This is a genomic window from Mesorhizobium sp. M0590 (assembly GCF_040320905.1).
In the GTDB taxonomy this organism is placed as follows: Bacteria; Pseudomonadota; Alphaproteobacteria; order Rhizobiales; family Rhizobiaceae; genus Mesorhizobium.
Genome location: NZ_JAMYQN010000033.1, coordinates 1 through 20,529, shown reverse-complemented (window position 1 = coordinate 20,529; position 20,529 = coordinate 1). Strand labels below are relative to the sequence as shown.

General features: G+C 57.0%; 25 protein-coding genes. 12 read left to right on the top strand and 13 right to left on the bottom strand.

All coding sequences use genetic code 11. The annotated features are described in order from the left end of the window. Positions 1-14: 14 nt before the first annotated feature. A complete protein-coding gene (locus NKI52_RS30820) occupies positions 15-530 on the bottom strand; it encodes a gamma-glutamylcyclotransferase (RefSeq protein ID WP_352700660.1) in 516 nt (171 codons plus the stop codon). A 378-nt stretch (positions 531-908) separates the two neighbouring features. Here NKI52_RS30820 and NKI52_RS30815 point away from each other — a divergent pair, with 378 nt between their 5' ends. Next, the gene (locus tag NKI52_RS30815; protein ID WP_352700659.1) at positions 909-2,282 is read left to right on the top strand and encodes an integrase family protein; all 1,374 of its coding nucleotides are present in this window, start codon (positions 909-911) and stop codon (positions 2,280-2,282) included. A 333-nt stretch (positions 2,283-2,615) separates the two neighbouring features. Here NKI52_RS30815 and NKI52_RS30810 read toward each other — a convergent pair whose 3' ends face one another. Further along, a complete protein-coding gene (locus NKI52_RS30810) occupies positions 2,616-3,389 on the bottom strand; it encodes a hypothetical protein (RefSeq protein ID WP_352700658.1) in 774 nt (257 codons plus the stop codon). A 281-nt stretch (positions 3,390-3,670) separates the two neighbouring features. On the opposite strand from NKI52_RS30810, the gene NKI52_RS30805 reads away from it, so the two are divergent. The 5 genes from NKI52_RS30805 to NKI52_RS30785 all read left to right on the top strand — a co-directional run bounded on the left by NKI52_RS30805 (position 3,671) and on the right by NKI52_RS30785 (position 6,631). Next, positions 3,671-4,066: a hypothetical protein gene (locus tag NKI52_RS30805; protein WP_352700657.1), complete on the top strand. Its 396-nt coding sequence runs from the start codon at positions 3,671-3,673 to the stop codon at positions 4,064-4,066. Between the two features lie 114 nt (positions 4,067-4,180). Continuing rightward, positions 4,181-4,579, top strand: a complete 399-nt coding sequence (locus tag NKI52_RS30800) for a DUF2513 domain-containing protein (RefSeq protein WP_352700656.1) — start codon at positions 4,181-4,183, stop codon at positions 4,577-4,579. Next, positions 4,576-4,857: a site-specific integrase gene (locus NKI52_RS30795; RefSeq protein ID WP_352700655.1), complete on the top strand. Its 282-nt coding sequence runs from the start codon at positions 4,576-4,578 to the stop codon at positions 4,855-4,857. Before NKI52_RS30800 ends, NKI52_RS30795 begins: the two co-directional genes overlap by 4 nt. Positions 4,858-4,936: 79 nt before the next feature. Further along, positions 4,937-5,653 carry an AbiU2 domain-containing protein gene (locus NKI52_RS30790; RefSeq protein WP_352700654.1) on the top strand — a complete coding sequence of 239 codons (717 nt, stop codon included), beginning with the start codon at positions 4,937-4,939 and terminating at the stop codon, positions 5,651-5,653. Between the two features lie 342 nt (positions 5,654-5,995). Next, the gene (locus tag NKI52_RS30785) at positions 5,996-6,631 is read left to right on the top strand and encodes an FxLYD domain-containing protein (protein WP_352700653.1); all 636 of its coding nucleotides are present in this window, start codon (positions 5,996-5,998) and stop codon (positions 6,629-6,631) included. Positions 6,632-6,768: 137 nt separating this feature from the next. Here NKI52_RS30785 and NKI52_RS30780 read toward each other — a convergent pair whose 3' ends face one another. The 5 genes from NKI52_RS30780 to NKI52_RS30760 all read right to left on the bottom strand — a co-directional run bounded on the left by NKI52_RS30780 (position 6,769) and on the right by NKI52_RS30760 (position 9,294). Continuing rightward, the gene (locus tag NKI52_RS30780; RefSeq protein WP_352700652.1) at positions 6,769-6,948 is read right to left on the bottom strand and encodes a hypothetical protein; all 180 of its coding nucleotides are present in this window, start codon (positions 6,946-6,948) and stop codon (positions 6,769-6,771) included. Between the two features lie 245 nt (positions 6,949-7,193). Then, complete coding sequence (locus NKI52_RS30775) at positions 7,194-7,370, bottom strand: hypothetical protein (protein WP_352700651.1); 177 nt, start codon at positions 7,368-7,370, stop codon at positions 7,194-7,196. A 534-nt stretch (positions 7,371-7,904) separates the two neighbouring features. Beyond that, positions 7,905-8,222 carry a helix-turn-helix domain-containing protein gene (locus NKI52_RS30770; RefSeq protein ID WP_352700650.1) on the bottom strand — a complete coding sequence of 106 codons (318 nt, stop codon included), beginning with the start codon at positions 8,220-8,222 and terminating at the stop codon, positions 7,905-7,907. A gap of 66 nt (positions 8,223-8,288) precedes the next feature. Then, positions 8,289-8,639: a hypothetical protein gene (locus tag NKI52_RS30765; RefSeq protein ID WP_352700649.1), complete on the bottom strand. Its 351-nt coding sequence runs from the start codon at positions 8,637-8,639 to the stop codon at positions 8,289-8,291. A gap of 79 nt (positions 8,640-8,718) precedes the next feature. Next, positions 8,719-9,294 carry a recombinase family protein gene (locus tag NKI52_RS30760; RefSeq protein ID WP_352700648.1) on the bottom strand — a complete coding sequence of 192 codons (576 nt, stop codon included), beginning with the start codon at positions 9,292-9,294 and terminating at the stop codon, positions 8,719-8,721. Between the two features lie 360 nt (positions 9,295-9,654). Between NKI52_RS30760 and NKI52_RS30755 the strand changes: the two genes are divergently transcribed. From NKI52_RS30755 to NKI52_RS30740, 4 genes are all read left to right on the top strand, one after another. Further along, positions 9,655-10,335 (top strand): hypothetical protein, encoded by a 681-nt coding sequence (locus tag NKI52_RS30755; protein ID WP_352700647.1) that lies wholly within the window; start codon positions 9,655-9,657, stop codon positions 10,333-10,335. A 27-nt stretch (positions 10,336-10,362) separates the two neighbouring features. Next, positions 10,363-10,767, top strand: coding sequence for a hypothetical protein (locus NKI52_RS30750; protein WP_352700646.1), 405 nt, complete (start codon positions 10,363-10,365; stop codon positions 10,765-10,767). A 96-nt stretch (positions 10,768-10,863) separates the two neighbouring features. Continuing rightward, positions 10,864-11,283, top strand: a complete 420-nt coding sequence (locus NKI52_RS30745) for a hypothetical protein (protein ID WP_352700645.1) — start codon at positions 10,864-10,866, stop codon at positions 11,281-11,283. 51 nt (positions 11,284-11,334) lie between these two features. Next, the gene (locus NKI52_RS30740) at positions 11,335-11,625 is read left to right on the top strand and encodes a hypothetical protein (RefSeq protein WP_352700644.1); all 291 of its coding nucleotides are present in this window, start codon (positions 11,335-11,337) and stop codon (positions 11,623-11,625) included. A gap of 452 nt (positions 11,626-12,077) precedes the next feature. Here NKI52_RS30740 and NKI52_RS30735 read toward each other — a convergent pair whose 3' ends face one another. The 4 genes from NKI52_RS30735 to NKI52_RS30720 all read right to left on the bottom strand — a co-directional run bounded on the left by NKI52_RS30735 (position 12,078) and on the right by NKI52_RS30720 (position 17,066). After that, positions 12,078-12,422, bottom strand: a complete 345-nt coding sequence (locus NKI52_RS30735) for a hypothetical protein (RefSeq protein WP_352578750.1) — start codon at positions 12,420-12,422, stop codon at positions 12,078-12,080. Between the two features lie 416 nt (positions 12,423-12,838). Then, positions 12,839-14,776, bottom strand: a complete 1,938-nt coding sequence (locus tag NKI52_RS30730; RefSeq protein ID WP_352700643.1) for a ParB/RepB/Spo0J family partition protein — start codon at positions 14,774-14,776, stop codon at positions 12,839-12,841. A gap of 716 nt (positions 14,777-15,492) precedes the next feature. After that, positions 15,493-15,921 (bottom strand): hypothetical protein, encoded by a 429-nt coding sequence (locus NKI52_RS30725; protein ID WP_352700642.1) that lies wholly within the window; start codon positions 15,919-15,921, stop codon positions 15,493-15,495. A gap of 80 nt (positions 15,922-16,001) precedes the next feature. Beyond that, positions 16,002-17,066, bottom strand: coding sequence for a hypothetical protein (locus tag NKI52_RS30720; RefSeq protein ID WP_352700641.1), 1,065 nt, complete (start codon positions 17,064-17,066; stop codon positions 16,002-16,004). Between the two features lie 639 nt (positions 17,067-17,705). Between NKI52_RS30720 and NKI52_RS30715 the strand changes: the two genes are divergently transcribed. After that, positions 17,706-18,371, top strand: a complete 666-nt coding sequence (locus tag NKI52_RS30715; protein ID WP_352700640.1) for a methyltransferase — start codon at positions 17,706-17,708, stop codon at positions 18,369-18,371. Position 18,372: 1 nt separating this feature from the next. Further along, complete coding sequence (hemC, locus tag NKI52_RS30710) at positions 18,373-19,302, top strand: hydroxymethylbilane synthase (RefSeq protein ID WP_352700639.1); 930 nt, start codon at positions 18,373-18,375, stop codon at positions 19,300-19,302. 189 nt (positions 19,303-19,491) lie between these two features. Here hemC and NKI52_RS30705 read toward each other — a convergent pair whose 3' ends face one another. Further along, positions 19,492-19,725: a hypothetical protein gene (locus tag NKI52_RS30705; RefSeq protein ID WP_023731894.1), complete on the bottom strand. Its 234-nt coding sequence runs from the start codon at positions 19,723-19,725 to the stop codon at positions 19,492-19,494. Positions 19,726-19,727: 2 nt separating this feature from the next. Next, on the bottom strand, positions 19,728-20,529 hold an 802-nt coding region (gene tnpC / locus NKI52_RS30700; protein WP_352700638.1), incomplete at its 5' end, for an IS66 family transposase.

Here is a 20,529-nt window from a genome sequence, read left to right as displayed (position 1 = left end):
CGAGCCTGTTTTTACTAGTGCTCTTCCAGAGCACTTGCGAAATCTTCTACAGCCTTGTCTGAGATTTTGAGGCTAGCCAGCTTTTCCGCGATGCTGAGTATGTAGTCGGTGCAATTGCCGGCGACACCCCTTGCCGAGCGAGCCTTCGCAACGAGATCCACCGATGATTTGCCCGTGATCAGGTTTTTGCCAATGTAGACAGGTGTATAGGCAAGGACCCTCTGCCCGCCCGTCAATCTCACCTCCATTGGGCGTAGCTCAAAGCCCTTACCTTCACGACTAGCCAGATCGGCTAGAACCTCGGCCTTCTTCGCTGCAGGAAATTCGAAGGCATAGCCCACGCATACGCCGCCATCGCTTTCGACTAGATTTAGCGTCGGACCGGGATCCGCCTTTGTCCCCCAGCGTAGAATAGACGCTTTGTTGAAGGCACGAACGTATCCAGGCAATTCAGCGAGTATGGCCCCGCCACTGCCATGTTTCTTCTGCCAACCGTCCCACATTAGGGAACCATAACCGAAAACCCACATAAGCATTCCCTCATCTTCGTAGTCGGCTGGCGGAAAGCTCTAAAGCGCTAACCTGTGTTTGTCTGCCTCCACCTCCAATGTGTGGCCGTAAACGTCGGGATGACGGCGCGATCTCGTGATGGTGGAAGTCGTTACACGAAAGTTACATGAACAGAACCGACAAGATCGACATTCACGTAACTATTTGAAAAACTTGGCGCACCCGACGCGATTCGAACGCATGACCCCTTCCTTCGGAGCGCCCCAAGTACGATAATCCGAGATTATCGAAATTGGTAATCATTTGTTTTTGTGTCATTTTTGATGACTTGATGATCATCATTACTTCACTTTCCATGTAACATTTGCTATAAATCGGTTACATGGAAGTTACATGAAATGCCCCAATTATTTTTAACTGACGATCTAGTTTTTACCGCAAATTGCCCTTCTGGGAAAGGCCAGGAAATTTACTGGGATTATCCGGTTGGAATAGACGGCCGCATTCGCAACGACTCCGTTTCAGGGCTGGGACTCCGTGTGACTGCGCTCGGAAATAAAGCCTTCGTCCATGCCTACCAGTTCAATGGCAGGCGCTATCGGAAAGTGCTCGGGACAACCGTCGTTCTCACCGTATCCTCTGCCCGACTGACGGTGGGCCAGCGGCAGCGCCGGCTGGAGGCCGGCGAAAATCCGGATTTCGACCGAACCGACCCCCGCCGCGCCCACCTTCTGACGGTCCGTGAGGCGATTGATCGCTATTGGGAAAGCCACGTGAGCGGCCTTTCCCAAGGCTACCGTTACAACTTCGCGATTTTCGTGGCCCATTGGCTGCGCCCTACCCCGAAGGTCGCCAGCAACCGCGGCCACAACAGTCGGCGGCGTTACAAGGATTTCGGGACGCTGTTTGCCGACCGGCCGCTCTCCTCCATCAAGCCGCTCCATATTGAAGAATTCCAAAAGCAGTTTACGTCGCCATACGTGTTCAACAGCGCGCTCCGGCACGTCTTGGCGCTCTACAACTGGGCTATCCGCATGCAACTGGTGGACATGCGCAATCCCTGCACCCCCATCCGCGCGCGGAAGCAGATCCGCCGCCGCCGGGATTATTCCACTGAGCAGATCCGACAAATCGCGGCCCACATCTTCTACCCGGTGTTTGAGGCTGTGCCTGAAATCGATCACCTGGAAGGGTTCACCAAGCGGAACATGGCGCTGGTCAAGGGACAGGTGGCAACCGCCAACGACCAGATGCAGGAACTCTGCAATTTCATGGGCATCCTGTTCCTGACCATGGCCCGGCCCAGCGACCTAGCCAAGGCGGAATTCGACCATTTCGATCTGGAGAAGCTGGTCTGGCACAAGCACAACACCAAAGGCATCAAACTGTCGCGTTCACTCTACGAGTACGCCTACCGATCGGTGCCGATCCATCTTCGGGTCGCCGGGATGGTGCAGGCCCAACGCCTCCGCTGGCCCGACAGCAAGTTGCTGTTCCCGTCCCATACCGACATGACGCAGCCCCGCGACAACTTCCGCAAGGGGCTGGACAAGTTCAAGGCCCTGCCGGGTGTCCCCGCGTATTTCCAGCTCTACGACCTTAAGCGGATCGCGATCTCGCTGATGTTGGCGGGCCAAGGGGTCTCGCATGAAGCCATATCGCACTACGTCGACCACAAGGGCAATCTCGAAACGACCATGATCTACGATCTCGGCTTTGTTGATCCGATGCGTCCTGTCACCCAAAAGCTTGGCGACCTTCTCGGCGTATAGGCTTGAAGCTTTTACGGGAGGGGTGACGCTTCGTCGAGTTGCGCCCTAAGTTCGTTCGACAGTCTTATAGCAGCTCCGGCAATCTGTTTGGATTGCAGATACCGCTTCTCGCCATAAGCCTTTTTGAAAGCTTGTGGACTGCGAAGATTCATGACGTCAATGAACTTGTCTATGTGCTGCTCGGGCACAACTGAGGCAACCCTGGCATCGCAGATCCGCTGAATTTCATGCTTTAATTCATTATCGGAGTACCCACCGGCCGCGAAAAGCCAATAATTAAATGCAATACAGGCGAATTCGTCGTCCGTTTCCGCGGACGCGTAAGAGTACAAGCTAGCGACAAATAGGATCGGAAGGCTCATCCTTGCAATAGTACGCACGAGTCTCGATCTCTCTCTTATTGTGAGTTTCCAGCGCCGATTCATCACGGTTCATAATATATGCCTTACGTGCCTCTTTGTCTTTTTCCATTAATCTATTTGCACTTGCTTTCACCAAAGGATTTTTAACTCCAAGCAATAGCAGTTTAGCGGTGATCGTGTTGTAGACGTTGCCCATGTGCCATTCGAAATTGCGCAAACGAGCCACGTCTTGCGCCTGCCCCTCAGCGATTGACGCTTGGAAATGGGCGTCGGAGCTATCGCTAGGTTCCTCGGCGATCTGGTCCTGAGGCTTTCCATCGCAGCGATCCAGCGTAATATTATCCTGCCGCGAGTCGATATTGTTCTTGTCGAGAACGTTGAGATACATCTTATCTGTCAACGATATCTTTATTTCTACAATCCAGTCGGCGGAAACGTACCAGCGATTGGTATGATAACCGAGATATTGCATGCGAAACCTTGCGTCATACCCGTTGGTAGACACGCGCGCGAGTGAGATGGGACCCCGTTTTGCAGACTCTCTTACCTTGTAGCGCTCAGAGGTCGACAGTAGCACGTTTAGTGCTTGCAGCACCGAACCGCTATTGTTGAAATCAATGTCAAAACGACAAGACGTATCGTCGGTCAGCAAGCTTCCGTCCGAAACAAGGTAAGGTTCGGCGACGGCTGCCTCCCGCATCGCCAGCAGAAGACCTAACGCCACTGTGGCCTTTAGAGGCGACATATTCGGCCTATTCAAGCGGTGAGGATTGCCCTTCCGCAATGCTTATAGAGTAGCGTTCGAAATGCCAAGTGCCGCAAGGTCGTAATAGATCGTAATTCCCCTCCGGCTAACGGCCGGTTTGCGCTGCCTGACGCGTCAGTAGTTTAATGGCCGAACAGCCGGTCACCCCAAAAGCTCGGCGCCCTTCTCGGCATATAAGGCTTGACGTCATTTTTGGACTGTGAGGCAATGAACCGGCGGCACCCTTCGCCGCAAAAATCCCATCAAGGAAAGTATGGCTCATGGACGCCCTGCAAGCGCTGGTGCTGACCAGCACGCAATTGCGCGACATGCTGACGGAAGCTGCGAAAATAGGGGCCGCCCTCGCCGTTGAAGAACTCCGCGCAGACCTTCACCAGACACCAGAAGATGCTACTTTACAAAAGCTCCGCGGCTACCTGGCCGACCCCGCTTCCCTCGCCAATCCCAATGACCACTGGGCGCATGGCGAGCTCATACGCCGGATCCAGACAACGGCGCGCGGCAAGCCAAAATCCACGGCGTGGTTCATGAAGTTCCAACGGGAGACCGGCCTGAATGAGTGCTTCACCCGCCTAAGCCCCGCTTATGGCCGAAGAAGGGAATGGTCATTCGCCGATATTGGACTGGCATGGGATGCCTATTACCGCAAACGTTAGCGGGCGATGAAACGTGTTGTGCCGGCCCGATAGGGAATCCAAGTTTCAGGTCTATCTGTGATAATGTCCTTATCGGATATAGGAGAGGGACGTGAACAGCATGAGACCGCCGGAATGAAACGCGACATGGATTTGGTCCGAGACGTGCTGCTTGCGTTGGAAGATGTCCCTGCGCACTTCGGCGCTCCCGTGAAATTGACCATTGGCCAAGCGCCACTCGCTTTTGCTGACCGGCCGAACGGCGATGTTGCCTACCACATCCGGATTATGACCCAAGGCGACCTCATCTCCATGGGAGGGATCAGTGAAGACGGGATAACGATCGAAAGATATCACGGGTTTCGGTGGCTCGGTCACGAGTTTTTGGACGACGTTCGCGATCCGAAAGCCTGGAGCGCGGCAAAGGATGGGGCCAAGAAGGTGGGGAGCGGAAGCCTAGGTTTCATATGGGAAGTGGCTAAGTCACTTGGAAAGTACGAGCTTGGCAAGCGGTTGGGAATCCCGCTCTCTTGAACCAGGTTCTCACCTTATCATCCCCGGCCCTCCTGCTGCCCGAAATGATAGCCGCCTGCCCTGAGCAGACAGTCACCCGATTCCTTGGGTTCTTCTCCGCCAACACCCGCAATCCGAACACCCGCAACGCCGACGCCCGCGCTGCCGTCGACTTTCACGCCTGGTGCGCCGATCGGGGCCTAACCGCCCTGTCCGCCATCCAGCCCATCCACGTCGCCGGTTGGATGGAAGAGCTCGGCCGCCCCCATTCGGTGCCGACGGGGTGGAACGGATCTTGACCTAGGAATGGCGCGCCGAGATTTTCCCACCTGGGTTCAAGGGCAGACAGCAGCCGACCGCGTAGCGACGGCTAAACCCTTGATCCACAAGCTTACGGACCACGTCCTCGACGTGATAGCCGTTCATGAAACCAACGCGCTGGTCCTCTACTCCCCGCTTCTATCCTCCCAGATACCCCAGTCGTATGCGGCTCACGCCTTCCGAGTGCTACAATCGAGCCTGCACCAGATGGAGCTGCTGCGCCTGTCGGCGTTATGGGACAAGGCGGACTTTCACGTGGCGAGTATCCCTTCGGCGGTCATGCTGATCGATCATCCAGATGTTCTTGCCGCCCTCGCCGAAGAAACGCGGGTCGCTCATGCCGGCCGTGGGGTCTACAACATGACACGCGAGACCGACCCCGCCCTGCAGGCGGAGATCGAACGTATGATGGACGAGCATCAGCGGTCATTTGCCGAGGACCAGGCGCGCAAGACGGTGCGACGGCTGAAAGCGGCAATCCGCAAAGCTAAAGCACTCGGTGCGTCGGCCGAGATGGATTCCGTGCGCAATGTGCGCGACAAGCACATCGCCCATTCCCTCGCGCAGACACGCCGCGAGCAGAAAGCGACGGTCCAGCCGCTGAAATACGGGGACGAGCGGAAGCTTCTGAAACTGACAATTCCCTTGATAGAAAGCCTTTATTGCTGGGTGAACGGAAGCAGCTTCGACATTGCTACCGACTCGCGCCGGCTTGCACGCAAGTACGCCAAGGAGCTTTGGGGCAACTGCAATTTCACTATTCCGACGAGATAGGACTAAGGGGCTCCGCCCCTCGCGCCCGCAAGAGCGCCGAGCCTCGGCTTCGCCTGCGGCCGCACCAACACCCTCTTGCAGTTGCTACCCCGGACCTCGCCGGTCGGGCAGGGGTGCAGGGGCCCCCCTTTTCAACAAAGAGCAAGCCGGACAGAAGGCGCCCGTCAGCCGTCAATACCTGATTCTGGGGATGGAAATCTCTGACCGGATCAATGAGCTGCGTCAGCTTGGTCACCCCTCCACACCATACCTCCAGGAAAGTACATCTTTATCGTCGAGCTTAGGCTGCCATTTACGCGCTTGTGATAGTCCAGCCGAAATACTGAATCGGCGGACTTGGACATGGGCGAGACAAAGGGATCATTCGGAAGGCGCGGGGCCGTGGCAGCTCCGGTGTCGCCAATTCTGGTACAGATGCCGAATAATCCCCCCGCCAGGTCGGCAGTTGGCCAGATCTTCGCTTTCCTGACGGCGGATTGGACGCGCATTACCGCAATCATCGTTATTGCGATCATCGCGCTCCCGGTCATTACCTTCCGTATCTCCGAGAGCCTGAAATCGCCCGAACAAAAAGCTGCGGAGGCGGCTAAATTCCAGCAGATGCTAGCCGAGGTGAGAGCGAAAAGTGCCAAGGAGAATGAAGCTGAGGCAAAGGCCAAAAGTGAGGCCGAACGTATCGCGGCAAGGCCTGACCTCAAGATCGATGGCTCAAGATGCGGAACCGAATACGGTTTTATTAAAATCACCGGCAGGGTCACGAACAAAACGACCCGGCCAATCGAAAATCTGATGGCCGTCGGTATATTCTCCAGCAATGGCGATTACGTGAAGTCGGCAACGGCGATGGTCGAATACCAGCCCCTGCTTCCTGGGCAAACCAGTCCCTATACGGTGATGACCACCGCCAATCCCGCGATCACGAACTGTTTGACCACGTTTAAAACGATGTTCGGCGGCGAGGTCAGCTCCGACCACTAAGGCCGCTTGCTACGCCCTCCCATTTGTCTCCGCGTCGGTCGCTCGTACCGGGAGATAGGCGTTAGTTTCCAGCCACTCGCGAACACGATCCGGATGAGGGTCCGATCTGCCGATTTTCATTTCGGCAGCGTTGGAGTTCATGGCGATCCGCGTGAGCGGATCAGCACCCGGGCTTCCCGTATGAGCGACGCCCAATGGGCACTGCCCAAAAGGCTGACCAGCTCGCGAGCTTGTTCATGGGTGATGTCCGTTTCACTGACGAGCCGTAAAACAGCCGGGCCGTCCACCGATTGTGGTCTGTTGGGCTCGTCGGTCATCCCAGAGGGTCCTCTCCATGCCACAGGAAAGGATCGTGTAGTGCTGGGCAACTAGTGGACACGACGGAAACGACTAGCCCGCCGAGCGCGGGGCGCGGCGGGCGGTCACGCGTCGCACCAAGCTGGGTGGCGGGGCTCGGGGTACGCCTGGTGCGCGCAGACGACAGATTATTAGCAAGCTGACAGAGCCTAGTCTACCGCCGACGGAGAGGTCGCCCGCGTGGGCTGACCGCCTTTGCCGATTATCAACGACGCGGCTCATCCATCCGCTTTTTGGAGGGGTCTTGGTGATTTTTCCACCAGATGACGTACATTGATCCGATCTTGACCATCGGCACACGACGCTCACGTTCGCGGACGCGCAGCTCGCGATAAGTCTTCACCTTCAGCGTGCCCCCAGGCAGCCTGATGCGTAACGCCATGATCAATGTCCTCGATGGCGGAAACCTACGCGTCTTTTGTGACGGAAGAGCAACTCAAGTTTTGCTGAGCGAATAAAGTTCCGCCTTTGAGGCTACGGAGGCAGCCGCGAGATCGTGCTGTTGCTGACATTGTAGCGGTGGGCGACCTGTCCCTCGCCTCGCCGGCGGCAAGCCGTGCCAGCGCCTCACGTCGCTGCTGCTGCCATTTGGCAGCCCACTCGACAAGGAACAGTACCAGATCTGACATTTCCGACGTCGTGTCGATGGAGGGCCAGCAAGCGCAGCCCGGCGCCGGCCGCCGTCACCGTAACCACAGCATGGACGACGTCACCGCGCTTCAGGGCCCTTAGCAGCCGCTGGAGTTGACGGCGGTTGGCATCCTTGCCGCTGCGCTTCTCAGAGAAAATCTTACCGCAGTCTGCAGGCGCTCAATCTGGGCGGCGAAGTCCTGCGACTCGGTGACTTTGCCCGCCTACCAAAGTCTCAATGAAAAAAAGGCGGCCTCCTGGCCGCCTCCCTTCTCGATTGAACCGGCTATTCGGCAGGTTCGCTGTTTCGCCGTTTTACGCGTGCGACCAGATCGGAGACGACTTTAGGGTCTTCAACGATCATGTCGATCAGCAGGGCCGCGGCGCCCGTCGGTTCCTTTTCGGGCTGCTCCCAATTGCGGACAGACGCATAGGGAAGACCGAAAACGTCGGCAAACTCCTGCTGTGTCAGATTGAGGGCGCGACGGATCAGCTTGAGCTTTTCACGGCTGCCCCCCTTCCAATGCCGCCGCACGATATCGCGAGTGCTCTGTTCGAATGCGGCAACGATTTTGTCATGCACACCAGATGATACAACATTCACCGTGATGTCTCCTCTATGTCTGGGTTTCTGATTTTATTGCTCTTCATTGATCTAGAAGGTCGTTTCTCAGCTGTTGAGGAATCCATCGAACAGGTACCTGAGGAACATGCCGGCGAGCCGTGCGCCCAACATGAGCTTGTTGATCTCCGGCTTGGCCGGCGAGCTGTCGACGGTTGTCAACGAGCTGCAGTCCAAGTCTTCGACCCCTTCGATCCAGACGTAGTTCAGATCAAAGGTGCCATGACCGGTAAAAAAGACTCTCAACTGCCGAAACGCCGGTGTGGTAGCCGACGCGACATTACCCAAAGTAGGATTCAGGCGAAGCCGCCGTATGGTGGACAGCAGCTTCTTCCGCGAGATGCCGATTCTTGAAACATCCTCGCAGAAGCTGGCAGAGAAGTAGACCTTTGTACGCATGGCGACCTTCCAAAAAAGTGAAGAGTGCTACCTACGAAGCGCTATATCAGCATGCTTCATAACTTACCGTCAAGGGAAATTATGAAGCACTTTGGGTAGCAGCGCGTTTTTCACGACACAACCGAGAGATCGTGCTGCGGCTGACGTCGAATCGCCTTGCAACCTGCTGCGCAGGTTCCCCGGCAGCCAGCCTGACCAGCGCCTCAGTACATTGAGCGTGCGAAAGCTTTGGCTTCCGGCCAAACTTAACGCCTCTGGCTTTGGCACGGGCTCTGCCGTAGGCGGTGTTCTCGAGGATCCGGCGCCGTTGCCACTTGGCCGCCCATCCCACGATGAAAAGCAGGAGGTCCGACAATTCCGATGTGGTATCGATGAAAGGCTCATCGATCAGGCGCAAGCCACCGCCCGCTTGCGTCACCGATTTCAGGATGTTCAGCAAGTCAAGCGGATCCCTCGCGATACGGTCTGTGACCACCGCGAGTACCACGTCGCCCGGCCTTATGGATTTGAGCAATCGCTGAAGCTGCGGTCGGTCGACATCTTTTCCGCTTCGCTTTTCGAAGAAGATCCGCTCGCACCCGGCTGCTCTCAAGCGCTCTACCTGACCTGTCAGGTCCTGCGCCTCGGTAGATACACGCGCATACCCATATTTCATCCGCCTGGATTTTCGCTGTTGCTCCAAAAGTCACGATATTTGCAATACGATCTTCCCTTCATATTTGATCTTTTTTCAAGGAAATCCGCCGCTTCTTGCCTAAAACACGAGCATAAAAGCGAAGGTGTGCTTAACCTTGGCCGGTCCATAGTCAGACGCAAATATCGTGATTTCTGCGTAAACGTCTCGTCTCTCTCCAGCCTCCTTATAGGTGCACCTTTGAGACGTAGCCCAGCCTTGTCCTCCGTCGCGGCCGTCGAGGATTCCAGATATCACCGGCAGGATCGAAGCCCCGTAAACATCGTAGGACGAGCCCGCATTTGGACTTTGGTAGTCGCATTGGCGTTAGCCGCGACGCCCGTGAGTGCGCAGCAGAAGCTGTCCCTTGAAGTAACCGTACCCGCCGCTACCCTGCCTTCGAGCCTGTTCAGTCCCAATGGTGGCGCAGCCGATTTTCTTGGAGTCGGCCTGGGCCAGACCGTAGATGACATTCGAAAAATATTGACCGGCCAGAACTTCACCAACGAGGATTCGTCGGGCCGCTTCCTACTCGACGAGGAATATTTCACCGTCGAGATCATCGCCACGGGGCCCAACAGGTACTTTACCTACGTGATCTGGACTGGGCCGGAGGATGCTGAAGCCACCCAAAGCGTAAGGGTGGAGTTCTCATCTCCCCTGACCGGCCAGCGCTCCACCGACCTCAGGCGATTAGTCACCTACAACGACGGCAAAGGCCCGTTGCTCGCCACGCTCCGTGCGGCGATCGTCCAGAAATTTGGCCCGCCAAGCGTCGATGGCAACTCGTCAATGCGCTGGTTTTGGAGCAAGGGGCAGCAAGTCAAAAAGAGCGCCGCCCGTGACAAGCAAATGGCGATCGGCATGGACGTCAGAAGCGACTACGTGACGGCCATCACCTACGAGCTGGTCGACGACGCCGCAGCGGCCGCCGACCGGGATCAGGTTACCCAATTCCAGAAGTCGGTCGAAGGTGCCGCGAAGAAGATCCGCGACGGGAACGCCGCCGCGCCGAAGCTCTAGCTCACATCGCAACAAAGGAGGATGATTTTGAACATACGCTCGTGCGTCCAGATTCTTGGTGCCGTGGCTCTCGCCGGCAGCCTTTCCATGGTTACCCAACCGAGCGCCGCCAGGGACATCGTCGGGTTCGTCGATCAGGTGACGAAGCAGGCGAATCCAAGCCTGATTCTGATCCTTCACAACAAGGAGGCGTGGACCAGCAACATCATCGACACCATGACGGCGGTGCTGATAGCCAGGAATTTCAAGTATGACTTCCATGGCTACAACCAGGGGGACCGTCCGCGCGACATCGCCCGATCGTTCAACTGGCCGACTTACGGCGCGGTGTTCTGTATGGGTCAGCCCATGGACTGCGATCTGATCAAGGTCCAGGCCGAGGGGAAGGGCTTTGAAGGCGATTTTTACAACCACATGCTGGAAAAACGATAACGGTTCTTGTCCCTGTTGTAGCATCGCGGCCTAGTCGGTAGCGCATAAGACTGCTGGCGGGCCGCTTGCGCCTTCATCCAGGTTGCTGAGAAAGATATGACTTCCATTCGAGCGCTCGTGATTGCTGCCGGGGCTGCCGTTCTCGTGGCTGCTCCCGCGACGGCCCAGGAAGAACAGCCTCAACCAACTCCGACACAGAGATTCAAGCTCGGCCAAAGTGACGGGTGCTTCCGCTACATTGGCGACGCGGTCGAATTTGTCGGCCGCTTTAAGGCCGGGAGCTATATCGGCGTGTCCATGATCACCATCGGCCGTGACGGCCTGCCGACACCGGCCGCCGACGAGGACCGGTCACCGGCCATGGACCTGCCGGAAGCGAAAAGCGCCTCGCTGTATTTTTGGTTCGGACCCACGCCCAGGACACAGGACTATTCCATCATGTTCACACCCCGGGCGGCGTGGGGCAGTTCCGCCTTCGTCACGATCTGCGGCCGCCAGTCCCCGCCCGAAAACTGAGCCGTGCGGTACAGCGCTTGCTTGGCCGCGAACAGCCGCTAAACTTCAGACATGGTCAAGCCGGTTCTCGATCCGGATGTCGCCGACGAGGCGCCGACGTCTCCGGTCCTTACCGGATATGATGAAGAGCACATGGTGACCTATATGCGTCTGCTCGATGCCGCCGCCGAAAATGCCGACTGGGGGGAAGTCGCCAAGATCGTCCTGCATATCGATCCAGCCAAGGAGCCCGAACGCGCCACCGAGGCCCAGCCCGGCTTGGCCTTTTCAATCAGCACCACCACGAGATCGGTGATCAACGCAATTCGCATAAACACGGACATAACAGTCTCCCTGTCGTGACCGGCCGATCGTCTACTTTTTTTTGAACTCGCCTAGTTTGTGGCCAAGCAATGCCAGCCCGCTACGGTCTACGCCGGCATGCACCCTTTGCATTCTGTCGCCTTCGACCGTCTCCGTCACTTCAGCGGTTGGCGCTGTTTTACATCCCATCGGCGCTTAAACTGATGAGCGATAATGGTATTACCAAAAGCTCTCTAGCGACCTTCTCCATGAATATCAAAGGGAAGCCTTCCGCTGGCCGTCAGGCGATAGCGAAAGTGGCCGAATGCAAACCGGTGGTTTATGATTCCGCAGTTGGATTCGTAAGTGCTTTCAATATGTACTGTGAACGTGAAAGTAAAAGTGCCCAATTGGCAAATTTGGACATCGTAGCTTGCGTGCGCCTTCGGACGGCCATCCTTGGACAATAAAAGGGAAGCAACCCGAACGGGCCGCTTCCCTTAGAAAGGTTCCTAACTGAATATTGCCCCCTTTACCACCAGGTCTGGGGGTAGCGATCGCAATTGCCGGCAGACCTCGACATCGAGGTTTCCGCTTATGTAGACGTTTCTGCCTATCGTTTGCAGAGTGTCGCAGCCCTCCAGATCCACATTTCCAAATACCGTTAGATTACTGGGCAAGGCGCGAATGTTCGTCCCAATAAGATTAAGATTGCCGTAAATAGTCAATCCATCGGGAAGGTGATCCACTTCATCATACCCTTCTAAGTCCAAAGAGCAGTTCAGCGTAGCAGGTCCCGATATCGAGATAGAGCCGTCCACTATACCGATCTGACAGTAAATACCGTTGACAGTCATGAGAATACCTCCTGCCCCACACGCGGGGCGCTGTGGGATTGAGGATGAAGCTTTTCGATGTTTCGGCGTATTCCACATGCTGCCATTAACCTCGCCGAGCGTCAAACTATTCGTATGCGGCGCGATCTATCATTCCGACATGACGGCTTTTTAAAGCATAGCTTTGAAAGAAGCCGATCAAAAACTCCCGCGCTGGTTGATTCTCTTATCTAGCTTAGCTCTTTAGATAGTTAACAAAAAGCTGGCGAGGACCGGGTCCCGGATCTACGTTTGTTATTGTCTGAAGGGTGGGGGAGCGCGAGGGGCGGGTCCAGGGGGCCTCGCTCGGCCTCGGCCGGTTCGACACCGGCCAGGGGACGTTCGGCACGCAAGAAGGCCGGGATTTCTCTGTCCCGGCCCGCTTGTAGGGTAATCTGCTATTCGGCGGCGATCGACACCTTCTCAATGGCTGGTGCTGGCGCTTTCAGGGCTGTGGGCAGCCAGCCCTTGCCGTCCAGTTCCTTCTCGGCCTGCAAGACGCCTTCGGGTTTCGGGGCGCGTTCAACCGCTCTGGCAGCATCTTCCGCACACCCGGCCTCGCGCATCACGCCGGCGATGTCCGCTTTCGACAGCCGCGACAGGAATGCCGCCTCCGGCACCCACCACTGGCCCATGTCCAGACCCACCGCCATTGCCATCAGGTCGGCGTTGGCAATGCGTTCCTTGCCGGTTTCGTGGCGGGCGACCACGGCGTTGAGGTTGGCGGCAGTCACCACCGCCAACAGGTCAAGCAGCACGTCCTGCGGCTGCGTCACCAGCCATGGCCAAAGGTCGGCAGGGTCCCCGGGCAAGCGGTGGCGCCAGCCCTCCAAAACCTCGTTCCAGCCGGTCAACGCACGGCAGGCCTCCGGCTCCTTAATGGGCGGAACCAGATTGCGGCGCTGGCCGGTGACCTCCACCGCTGTCTCGATACGCCCATGGTGGTAATCGTAGAACAGGCGGCTGACCAGCGCATGGAGGATGGCGACCAGCGCCACATCGGGACGGTTCGACAGTTCCACGCGCAGCGCTGCCGTGCGGATGGCCGTCAACTCCTCGGTCAGGGCTGCCGATATGCCGGTGTCCTCCTCTTCCGGGCGTTCCGCCTGCCTCGCTTCGACGCCCTCATCTTGGTCCTTGGCTTCGTCGCCGCCCTGCAAGATGGCAAGGGCTTTGCGGTCCTCGGACCCGACCAAGCCGGGCGTGACTTGCAAGATCCCATCGTAGGATATCGACACGATACAGCCCGCCAGCGCCATTTCACTTGGGTTAAAGGCCTCCGCCGCGTTCCGGATGGCCTCGATGCCGCTATCCAGCGCGTGCAGCTTGGCCTCATCAGCCTCGATTTGTGGGTCGCCTTCGGCGTAGGCGTCAATGACCTCGGCCAACTCGTCGTACTGCATGCCCAGCGCTGACAGTTCCGCCTGCTCGGCCTCGGTGAGGTCGCGCCGCACCGCATGGATGCGCCCGAACCCGCCGCTGTGGATGAACGCGTTGTCGAGGCTGATTTCCACCCATTTCCAGCCCAGCGGGCGCAACTCATCGGCCACCGCCTCGAGCCGGTCACTGGCAAGCTTCACCAGCAAGGGCCGGTCGGTCAGGAACGTCAGCTCATCCTCGGCGAACAGGTCACGCAGCACCCCGCCTCCCGCAGCCTCATAGGCCTCAATCCCGACAAAACGGGCCAGCCGGTCGTTGCCGCGTACATGGGCGCTGGTCAGGAATGAGCGGATACTCCCCGGATTACGGCTCCAGCCATCCTGCTCGAACCATGCAGCCTCCTGCGCCGCATGGTCGTCGCTCAACGCCAGCGCCTTGGCCTGTTCAAGGGTCAATTCATCGGCGCGCATGGCATCGAGGATGCGCGGCGACAGATTGGCGAGTTTCAACCGCTGCCGAACCGTAACCACGGATTTACCGAAGCGCGCCGCGATGTCTTCGGCCGCCATGCCCTGTTCGACAAGGTCGCGGTAGGCAATGACCTCGTCCACCGGGTGCATCGGCTCCCGCTGGTCGTTCTCGGCCAGAGAAATCTCGGTGCCGCTGCCTTCCTCGCGCAGGATAGCCCTGACCGGGTAGTCCTTGGTCACTACCACGCCCTGCACGGCGCGACCTTCCTCCAGCAGCAAACGCAATGCTCCCAGACGCCGCCCTCCGGCGACGACCTCAAACTTGGCTCCCTTCGGGGCTTTGCGGGTGACGAGATTATGGATGAGGCCGTGGGCCTCGATGCTGGCGGCCAGTGCGGCCCTGCCTGCCTGCGTATTGACGCGGCGGACGTTGGATGCGCTCGGCACCAGCTTGCTAAGCGGGATAGTGATTTCAGCGGTATTCATGGACTTGCTCCTTTGATTGTCGTTCAGGATTTTCCCTTTCCCGTACGGGTTCAGGTCACCTGAACCCCTGCCTCGCGGCGAGTAGCGGGGAGCGAGGGGGGCAAGTCCCGGGGGCGGAGGGGTCTCCCCGGTCTGCACAAGGCGAAGCCGCGGAAGATGGGGGAAGCCGCCCGCGGCGGCTTGCTGGGGAGAGAGGGCCGCGCGCCTCTCTTCCCGTCACAGAGGAAACGTGCCGCCAGGCACATCCATGTCGGCGCAGCCGTGCCGCGAAGCGGCGTACAAGGCGGAAGCACCGAAATGCCCGCCAGCGGAATCAAGTCAGTTCGGTGCTGGAGAAAGTTCGCGACCCTGAGACCGGTTCATCAGGGGTGGCCTAAGGAGCGTCAGCATAGCGCCGCCGCGCAGGCGGGACGCGGGACTGACCGCCCCGGCGAAGGGTGCCCGCCTAGGTAATACCCACGAATGTTTCTTAGCCAAAACCACGTCCGGCTCGTTCATCACCAGTCGGTGACTTTGGAAAGTACTAGATCCATACAGTCCGCATGGAAGCTATAGGCTACGACATCATAATTAAAATAAGCCAGTAAGCCCTCTGGATTTCAACTCCCTGGCGAACGTCGGCGAAATTCGAGATTAGGGCTCCTGGCAGTCGAGCCGAGGTAAAGATTTCTCCGCTGGCCGCCAATATCGGCACGACAGAAGACGGGTTCGGAGCGTCAAAATTCCTTATCAATGATAGTAATCGGCGCGACACCTTCTGAGGTTATGCAAACCTTGAACTTGGTTGAGTCCTTCGATCTCGCGTAAAGGGCGCCGAAGCCAATCGCAGAAATTTTTGTGACGTCGTGGCCAGACTTGCGTTCGCCACGTGGACGCCCAAATAGGTATACGCCGGTGCTAAGCTCGTAGTCCTTTCCCCGCTGGCCGATGGCGACGTAGTCGATAGATCCCACGACGTGGAAGCTGAATTCCTGCCACTCGCTATTCACGATCTTGCAGATATACGACGCGGAGTAGGCTGCATCGGCCCAGAAGCAGGCTGAGACCGCGACGAGAAATCGGAAGCGAGGCGCGAGAGAATCTCTTTGCGATTTGGCCAGCCGCATCATCGTCTCTGCCAGTGACCGAACCTCGAACATCGCCATATTGCGCGTAGAACTGCCCACAACGCCGGAGAAAACGTGCCGTCAGGCGCGCCGCCGCACGGATCGACATTACTTCAGTTTTATGCGGAGGTAACCAATCCTATTTGAGTCACCTCAGAAAATGTCTTAGGAGCTCGGTCGAGTGCCAACTGGAGAACTTCGACATGGTTCTGAAGTTCTTGCTGAATCGAATGATTTGCCACGTATCGCGTACGTCTGGGTTCCAAAAAGGGCTTAATCTTGTAATCCAACACCAGATCGCCTGTAGGGATGCCTGAATAACCATCAATGACGATTGCCCCGCCGGAAGCATAAGGTACACCCGGAAGTACCTTTCGAATTTCGTTATCAAAGGATCCAAATAGCGGAATGTCTTCCAGCTCTGATCTCCGCGCAACCGTTTCGGCGCTATCATCATCTATAGCAAACGAATACACCTGCTTGCTGTATAAGATGCCTTGCTCCGTGTCAGCAGTGATGGACAATATTGCAATTTCCCGACGCGGCACGGGAAACGCTTTATTGATCGTAAAATCCATCGGCTGTTCCAGCGACGCAATCTTAAAACGACCGATAAACTGGCTCAAGAAGCCACGATCATCAGCAACTGCGCTGGAAATCGATGCATATGCGTGGCCAATGGATCTCGCCTCAGATCGGTCTAAGGCCTTTGCAAGATAGCCGGTATATTGATTCAATTTCTCTTGCGTATAGAGAGGACCACCCTTTGTAACTGATAGGTAGTAAAAGTACGTCAGGAAACCGCCTATGGTTGCGGGATAGTACGTAAAGCCATAATTCTGCCAGTTATACATAACGTCAAGCGAGATTGCTAACCCACTTCCATGCTCAGTCATCTGCCGAAAATCTTCCCGAGTTGCGGTACCTGCACGGATATCTTTTGCGTGCTTCTCAATTTCTCCACGTTGACCAGATAGAACATCTACGACCAGAGCAACGATAGTTGCCTTTGTGTCGGCAGCAATCCACACCCTGAGATTGTATAGAATGTCAATTATTTCATTCAGCTGTTCCGATATTTCGTCAAGCTTATCAGATACATCAGATTTCCACAGATCGTCACTTTGCTTAGCGAAATAGGCTTGCGCTGCTTCTACCAACGCTGCTATCGTAGCGGGGTCCATTACACTCTCCGTCTTGATTAAAATTGTACAAGATTAAACTTTATTTTCACGTTACTGCAGAAACCAGAAGCTGTATCCTTGAGCCCACAATTAACAGATCGACAAGAATGAATGGAAGACGGATACCTGTTTCGAACCAAAGAAGTCAGTGCGAGCGCCCTGAAGCCCTGTACAAAGACACTTGAGCGACCATTGCCGGATGATCAAGTGGTAATCGTCCCGGTCGCCCGACGCAAGCGCGATCTAGCCATGAAACCCGGCCAGATCGCTAGGTTGCAGGGCAACGGCGTCGGTGCGGCGGCTGGCGCGGCTCCCGAGCCGCGCCCTATGTCCTGGGCGGAGCAAAGCCCCTAGATCCGCAACATGGAACCGGCGACCCGTCGACCCATTCTCACTCGTGCCGATTACGCGTTTCTGCGTGGTGGGATCGCGGTCACGGACGACAAGATGGCAGTGGGGGTTCGACGCATCGGCGACGTTTTCATGGAAGGCTGCCAGCCAAGACGCCCTGCCCTTGGTAACCTCTTCCGCGAAGTCCTGGACCAAGGCGATCCGCTGCTCGAAATCGATAGCGGGCATATGTGCATGTGTTGTAGTAGGGTCGCCGTCCTGACCACATAACTCAGAAAGCGCTACGAAATGCCTTTGGATCCCCGGATTGAAGAACTGCTTACTCGCATTGACGCAGTCGCTCCCGACACCACGGCATCGGACATAATTCTGAACGGCATTTCGCTTCATATTGACGCCGGCGTTTTCAACCCCAACAAGGGGAAGTCAGGCCGTAAAATGTTGCGAGCTATCGACATGATACCTCCCTCCCCTGATGCGCGTATCGTTGAGATAGGTACCGGAAGCGGGCTCTTGTCCTCGGCCATGTGGCTTAGAGGGTGCCGTCAGATCACTGCAACGGACATCATGGATGAGGCATGCGAGAATGGTCGCCGAAACTTTGACCGTTTGGGCTTCGATATCCCAGTGGTGCAATCGGACCTTTTCGCCGAGGTCCACAGCGACTTTGACTATGTGGTTTTCAACGCTCCTGCTGCGCACCCGGCCCGGTTCTCGCCTATTCTGGGAGCAACAACCTTGTGGGACGTAACAGGCACGACCAAGCGGCGTTTCGTCGAGGAATTATTGCAAAGGAAGCCACGTGGCCGCCTTAGAGCAATGTTTATGTACAGCAAATACATTGACTACGACCCTTTCGATACGATTTCGTTTGCTGATCTTGAGGTCAGCTTTCTTTTAGTGAATAAGGGCGACGTATCCGAAACTGGCGTAGTATTACTGGCACGTGATTAACATGAAGCACCCGAAACTCCGCCTTGGAACGCGACGCAGTCCGATGGCAATTGCGGTCGCAGAGAGTGCCGAACGGCTAATCAAAGCAGTGGCTCCGAGTATCGACGTTGAAATATGTCCCCACGTGTCAGAGGGCGATCGAATCAAAGGGGATCTGAAGCTTTTCGGTGGAAAAGGGACGTTCATCAAAGATCTGGAGAGACGCCTGCTTAACGGCGAAATCGACTGCGCCATCCATGCGCTAAAGGACATTCCAGGCGATGTCGCAATGCATGAAGATCTTATGCTGGTGGCGTTTTTACCCAGAGAGGATCCCCGTGATGCGCTCGTGCTCAGAAGCAGCCTCACAGAGAATGAATTGTATGCTCAGGATCGGATCAAGATAGGTACTTCCGCCCCACGCCGCCAGGCTGCAGCAAAACGGTTGTTTCCAAACTGCACGGTGAATTTGAGTCGAGGTAATGTGAATACGCGGCTCAATCTATTAGATGCCGGTGACCACGACGCCTTGATCCTGTCTGGCTCTGGCCTGAGACGAGTGGGATTTCAGCATCGTGTCACGCGTCTGTTTACGCAGTCAGAAATCCTCCCTGCTGTTGGCCAAGGTATCTTGGTGATCCAGATCAGACGTGAGGATTTTAACCGCTGTTCTTATCTAAGGGCGATAAACGACCAAGACTCTGAGAATGCTGCCGTGGCGGAACGCGAGGTCCTGGCTCAGCTAAAGGGTAACTGCCATAGTGCGATAGCTGCACATTGTTCGACGCTTGACGGCGGCAGCCATCAACTAATCGCTTCAGTCTTCGACAGCGCGAGCGATGATTTGTTGACCGCAACGATGGAACTTCCGCCAGGGTCACATGACTTCGCGCTTCTCGGTGCTCAGGTTGCCAAAAAACTCATCGAGGCTGGGTGCGAGAAATACCTTTAAATAGCAGCCAGCATGTCGTTAGATTCTCTAGTTATCAGGGACTGACAGTCTATTTTGACGGCCGGGTATGACCTTGGTTGGCTGTTTTCTCGAAATTGTCGGCAGGAAATGTCTACCGTACGCATCCGGTGAAGACCGCAGACGTGCGCATCCGGCAGCCAGGAGAACCTGAGCACCGGAGTGCTGGGGTCAAGCTTTCTTTGGGGAGACGCGATGATATTCTTCGAGGAGGAGTTTGACCTCCTCGATGCCTTCATCGGTGAAGGCCAAGATCCCGTCGTCATCGTTGGCGCCGTAGACCCAGATGACGCCGTCCTCGGGCTCGAGACCGAGGGTCAGGTCCTGGATGAGCGCTTCGCTGACGCCGAGGTCCCTGGCGACACGATCGACGGTGTAGACGTGATGCACCTTATTGCGCTGCATGATCAGGCCGCCGCTGGTTGGGTCCGCAATTTTGCGGATCTCCAATTCCACGGCAGCAAATCATCGATCCGATGGGCCGGATAGGCGGGCAGTCGGGCGAGGACGTCGGCGAGCCAGGCCTGCGGGTCGACATCGTTCATCTTGGCGCTGACGATCAGGCTGTAGAGAACGGCAGCGCGCTGTCCGCCGCGATCGGAACCGCAGAACAGCCAAGACTTTCTGCCGAGAGCGATGCCGCGCAGGGCTCGCTCGGCTGCATTGTTGGATAGGCAAATCCGCCCATCGTCGAGGAACCGGGTGAAGGATGACCAGCGGCGCAGCATGTAGTTGAAGGCCTTGGTCAGATCGTGTCCGCGCGAGAGCTTGTCGCGCGTCTTGATCATCCAGCGCTCGAGCTCGGTGACCAGCGGCGCGCTCCGCTCTTGGCGCACGGCGTGGCGTTGGGCCGGCGACAGGCCGTTGATCGCGCGCTCGATATCGAACAGGGCATCGATGCGCTTCACGGCTTCGACCGCCAGCGGATAGACGAGGTTGGGCTTCTCGCCGTGCGCCTTCTTGCGCGCCGCCGGTTCGACATCGGCCAGCTCAAATACTTTGCGCCGGCTGTGGGCCCAGCAGCTGGCCTCCAGAACAGGCGCCGGCTGACGACCCGTCGCATAGAGATCGCCATAACCACCAAAGGCATCGGCCTGCAGAATGCCGCTCCAGCCGGCAAGATGCGTCGCGGGATGTTCGCCTCGGCGATCGCGGGAATAGTAGAACACTGCCGCCGGCGGATCGGCGCCGCCGAACGGTCGGTCATCG